6 protein-coding genes are annotated in these 4,182 nt (G+C 72.7%); 2 read left to right on the forward strand and 4 right to left on the reverse strand.

The window, feature by feature from the left end:
- Both SACPADRAFT_RS0223310 and SACPADRAFT_RS0223315 read left to right on the forward strand, forming a co-directional pair.
- Positions 1-556, forward strand: a 556-nt coding sequence (locus SACPADRAFT_RS0223310) for a threonine aldolase family protein (RefSeq protein WP_007026714.1), incomplete at its 5' end; no start/stop codon positions are given.
- A gap of 29 nt (positions 557-585) precedes the next feature.
- Positions 586-1,188 (forward strand): HAD family hydrolase, encoded by a 603-nt coding sequence (locus tag SACPADRAFT_RS0223315; RefSeq protein ID WP_007026715.1) that lies wholly within the window; start codon positions 586-588, stop codon positions 1,186-1,188.
- Between the two features lie 93 nt (positions 1,189-1,281).
- On the opposite strand, the gene SACPADRAFT_RS0223320 is transcribed toward SACPADRAFT_RS0223315, so the two are convergent.
- From SACPADRAFT_RS0223320 to SACPADRAFT_RS29540, 4 genes are all read right to left on the reverse strand, one after another.
- Positions 1,282-1,464 (reverse strand): hypothetical protein, encoded by a 183-nt coding sequence (locus SACPADRAFT_RS0223320; protein WP_007026716.1) that lies wholly within the window; start codon positions 1,462-1,464, stop codon positions 1,282-1,284.
- A gap of 123 nt (positions 1,465-1,587) precedes the next feature.
- The gene (locus SACPADRAFT_RS0223325; RefSeq protein ID WP_007026717.1) at positions 1,588-2,760 is read right to left on the reverse strand and encodes an aminotransferase class I/II-fold pyridoxal phosphate-dependent enzyme; all 1,173 of its coding nucleotides are present in this window, start codon (positions 2,758-2,760) and stop codon (positions 1,588-1,590) included.
- Between the two features lie 92 nt (positions 2,761-2,852).
- Positions 2,853-3,641, reverse strand: coding sequence for a hypothetical protein (locus tag SACPADRAFT_RS0223330; protein ID WP_007026718.1), 789 nt, complete (start codon positions 3,639-3,641; stop codon positions 2,853-2,855).
- Between the two features lie 99 nt (positions 3,642-3,740).
- The coding region (locus tag SACPADRAFT_RS29540; protein ID WP_007026719.1) for a transglycosylase SLT domain-containing protein at positions 3,741-4,182 on the reverse strand (442 nt) is incomplete at its 5' end.

Raw genomic sequence — 4,182 nt, forward strand, 5'->3', positions numbered from 1 at the left:
CGACGAGCACGCGCGCCTCGTGGCCGCCGCCTCGGACGCGGGACTGCGGGTGCACCTGGACGGCGCCCGCCTCTGGAACGCGGCGACCGCGCTGGGCGTTCCGCCCGCCGCGTTGACGGTCGGGGTGGACACCGTGTCCGCCTGCTTCAGCAAGGGGCTCGGCGCGCCCGTGGGCTCGGTCGTGGCCGGGAGCGAGGAGTTCGTCACCGAGGCCCGCAGGATGCGGCACATGCTCGGTGGTGGGGTCCGCCAGGGCGGTGTCCTCGCCGCGGCGGCGCTGATCGCGCTCGACCGGATCGGCGACCTCGCCGCCGACCACGAGAAGGCGACCCGGCTCGCCACCGGGCTCCGGGAGCTGGGCTGGGACGTGGTCGAACCACGGACCAACATCGTGCTCGCCACCCGCTCCGACCTCGGGGCGACCCTGAACGCGCTGGAGGGGCTGGGTATCCGGGTGCTGCCGATGGCGGGCAGGGCGCGGTTCATGCTGCACCGCGACCTCTCGACCGCCGACGTGGACGAGGCACTGCGCCGCATCGGCCCACTGACCGGCTGAGCATTCCGACGACGACGAGGGGGACCGGTTTGTCCTGGGTGGTCTTCGACTACGGCGAGGTACTCAGTGAGCGCACCGCGGCGCTGCCCGACCTGGCCGGGCTGCTCGGGGTGCCGCAGGCGGAGTTCGAACCCGCCTACTGGGCGCACCGCGAGGCCTACGACCGGGGCGCCACGGACCACGCCTACTGGCAGGCGGTGGCCGACACGGTCGGGACCGAGGTGGACGCGGCCACGATCGCGCGGCTGACCCGGACCGACATCGCGGGCTGGTCCCGGCTCGCTCCGGGGACGCCGGACCTGCTGGCGACCCTGGAGCGGGACGGGCACCGGCTCGCCCTGCTCTCCAACGCACCCGCGTCGTTCGCCGCGCACACCCGGCGGCAGGAGTGGCTGACGTCCTTCTCCGAGGTGCTGTTCTCGGCCGAGACCGGCTCGGCCAAACCCGACCCGGAGATCTTCGCCCTGTTGCTCGACCGCCTCGGCACGGACGGCGGGGAGTGCCTCTTCGTCGACGACCGCGAGCTCAACGTGGAGGCCGCCCGCGCGGCGGGCCTCAACGCCCACCTCTGGCCGGGCACCACCGACGCGCTGTCCCTGATCCGGTCCTGTTCACCCGGCGTAGTGCCGTGAGGGGCACTTTCCCTGCATCTGACGCAGCGAAAGTGCCCCTCACTGCCGCCGACGCAGGGAATGTGCCCTTCACGGCACCACCCGGCCGGGTGGTCAGGAGCGGATCTGCTTGTGGTCCTTGTTCTTGATCGCGCCGTAGGCGGCGGCGCCGAGGAAGACCCCGCCCGCGATGACGGCGATCCAGAACACCGCTTCGATCAGGAACCCGACCACCCAGCCGAGCACCATGAAGCCCACCCAGGCCAGCAGCAGACCGCCGACGATCTTCCAGAACATCGCAATTCCTCCACCGGTTCGGGTCCGCCCCCTGCTCCAGCTTGACACGAGCGGGGGCGTGCACGCCGCAGTACCGCCCGACCTCGGGGAGATATCGGGGACCGATCCCGGTGGCCCTCGGGGTCACGCGCCGTGCAGCCAGGCGCCGAGCCTGCGCACCGCCTCGGTGATCTCGGACTCCGCATTGGCGAAGGACAACCGGACGAACCGGTGGCCGTGCACCGGGTCGAAGTCGATGCCCGGGGTGATCGCCACACCCGTCTCGTCCAGCACGCGCCGGCACCAGGCCAGGCTGTCGTCGGTGTGCGCGGAGACATCGGCGTAGGCGTAGAAGGCGCCGTCCACGGGTGCGACCCGGCCGAAGCCCATCCCGTGCAACCCGTCCAGCAGGATGTCGCGGTTGCGCCGGTAGGCGGCCACGTTGGCGTCCAGTTCGGCGCGGGACTCCGGCGTGAACGCGGCGACTGCGGCCTTCTGCGCCGGGGCCGGGGCGCAGATGTTCAGGTTGCCGGTCAGCACGTCCACCGAGCGGTGCAGCCTGCGTGGTGTCAGCATCCAGCCCAACCGCCAGCCGGTCATCCCGAAGTACTTCGAGAACGAGCCCAGCACCACGGCCTCGCGGGAGCTGCTCCACGCGCACGCGGTCGCGGCCCCGTAGGAGATCCCGTGGTAGATCTCGTCGCTGATCAGCTGCACGCCCCGGTCGGCGCACCAGTGCGCGAGCGCGGCCAGTTCCTCCGGCGGCAGCACCGTGCCGGTCGGGTTGCCGGGGCTGGCGACCACCACGCCGTCGAGGTCGCCGAGCCCGTCGAGATGCGCGACGGTCGGCTGGAAGCGCGTCGCGGCGTCCGTGTCGAACTCGACCACCTCGCACCCGAGCGCGGCGAGCAGGTTCCGGTAGGCCGGATAACCCGGCCGGGCCATCGCCACCCGGCTGCCCACGTCGAACGCCGCCAGGAACGCCAGCAGGAACCCGCCCGACGACCCCGTCGTGACGATCACGTCGTCCGGCGCGACGTCGAGACCGTAGCTCCCGACGTAGTGCCCCGCGACGGCCTCCCGCAGCTCGGGGATACCCAGCTGCGCCGTGTAGCCGAGGTCCCCGCCGCGCAGCGCACGCTCGGCGGCGTCGAGGACGGGGCGCGGCGCCCCCGCCGTCGGCTGGCCCGCGCACAACGCGAGCACGTCGCCGTGACTGCGCTGCCGCTGTTGCGCGGCGGAAAGCACCTCCATGACGTGGAACGGCGCCACGTCGGCCCGCGCCGCGGGCCCGGGGAAGGACACGGGTTCGACCATGCGCCTCACTCTAGGTCGCGAACACCGGCCGACGGCCCCGGTGTCACCGCCCGGCGGCCCGTGTCATGGCCCGACGGCACCGCGGGCCCGTGTCACCGCCCGGCGGCGCCGCGGTAGCGCAGCACGGTCGCACCGTCCCGCCGTTCGATCCGCAACGCCCACACCGCGGCGGCCGCCATCAGCAGCACGCCGAGGTTCTCGCCGAGCTCCTCGACGTGGTAGGTGAGCACGTACAGCGGGCCGCTCTCACCCGCGGCGATCCACAACCCCTGGACCGCCTCCATCCCGAGCGCGGACCACAGCAGCAGGGCGCAGCCGCCGAGCACGCCCGCGCGGGTGCGTCCCCGCAGACGCACCCCCAGGTACACCATGCCCGCGGCGACCACGGCGCCGGCGAGGACACCCGGGATCAGCCAGTAGAACGGGAACCCGTCGAAGGTGGCCACCGCACGCCCGATCCGGTCGAGCCGCTCGTGCAGCTGCGTGTGGTCGTCCAGCGACATCAGGCCGAGCAGGACGGCACCACACGTCCATGCCCAGGCGTCCCGCCGCGAGGCTGCCCACGCGACGGACGCGACCACCCCGTACAGCACCGCACCGACGACCAGCAGCCCGGTGCTCCACCAGGTGGGGAGGTTGCCCTCGACGAAGACGTCCAGATAGTTCTGGATCTCCCCCCGGTTCGTGGTCAGCGGGTGATCGATCAACGCGGGCACGGCCATGCTCACGACGTTGAGCAGCACCGTCACCCCGAGCAGCGCGTACCCGACCGCCCGCAGGGACACCGCATGCGGCTTCCCCTCCGTCGACGTGGCGGCGTCCGGCACCACGTCCGGTGCGCTCCCCGACGATCCGGCTCCGTCCAGTGTCTCCTGCGTCACCCGCCCCACCCTCCCGTGAACAGTGCGTGAACCCAACGCACCGTAGTGGTGGCCGGAGAGGGGGCCTGCACGGCACCACGGGACGTGGGTGCGGCGGCGTCAGTAACCCTGGTAGCCGCCGCCCTGGGCCATCGAGGCGAGGCCCGGGTGGCCGTCGAAGCCGCCGTAGCGGTCGAACGTGTAGCGCACCCCGGCGATGATGTTGTCGACCGGGTCCCAGATGTCGCCGTGCCCAGGCAGGGCGTGCGCCTGGAAGGTCGGGTCGATGCACTGCATCAGCCCCTTGGACGGCGTGCCCTTGGCCGCGTTCGAGTCCCAGTCGTTGAGCGCGTGCGGATCGCCGCCCGACTCCTTCTCGATGATCGTCCAGATCTCGTCGATGTTGTCCTCGGTGACGGGGACGCCGTTCGCGCGGAGGACGTCGATGGCCTCGCGGATCCACCCCTCGACGTTGCCGGGAGGCGGCCCGCCGGCCGGTGGCGGCCCGCTCGACCCGTACCCGGCCAGGCCTCCGCCGGAGTCGCCGCCCCCGGCACCCGAC

Source organism: Saccharomonospora iraqiensis subsp. paurometabolica YIM 90007 (assembly GCF_000231035.2).
Classification (GTDB): domain Bacteria; phylum Actinomycetota; class Actinomycetes; order Mycobacteriales; family Pseudonocardiaceae; genus Saccharomonospora; species Saccharomonospora paurometabolica.